This is a genomic window from Ralstonia sp. VS2407 (assembly GCF_052950655.1).
This window is the reverse complement of the sequence record NZ_JBRFVG010000267.1, coordinates 1-463: the sequence shown is the minus strand read 5'-3', so window position 1 is coordinate 463 and position 463 is coordinate 1. Positions and strand designations below refer to the sequence as shown.

General features: G+C 59.0%; 1 protein-coding gene. It reads right to left on the bottom strand.

Annotated features, from left to right (window positions below; genetic code table 11):
- The coding region (locus ACU8YE_RS24975) for a hypothetical protein (RefSeq protein ID WP_446930233.1) at window positions 1-298 on the bottom strand (298 nt) is incomplete at its 3' end.
- Window positions 299-463: the final 165 nt, after the last annotated feature.

Genomic DNA, 463 nt, shown 5'->3' with positions numbered 1-463 from the left:
CCGGGGTTCGGCTGCCCGGTTCCTGATCGCCGGAGTCGAAACTGAAGCTGTCGGACTCGATGAAGACGTGGTGCAGGAGATCGCTGTCGTCGTTGACGAAGGTTACCGTCTCGCCGCGCCCGACGGCGAGATTGCCCGGATGGAACATGCGCCCCTTCTGCGACACCGCCACGCCGGCCGCATGCAGATGATCGGTGAGGAAGAGGCCGCAGAACGCACCCGCCGCCAGTGCCAGACCGGCCGGAACCAGCGCAGACCAGCGCGATACGAGAAAGAGCCCTGATTTCGAGGCCGACATGCTTCTTCTCCGGATCCCAAGATCAGTTTTGCGGCCTGTTCCTTGAGAAATCATTTTTTCGATACGCTAACTGGCGCTCATACCCGCGATTATCTCTCATTCGTGAGATGGATGCCGCGAAGCTTGGGTAAAATTCTCGGATCGATCGGATAATCGCCTCTTAAC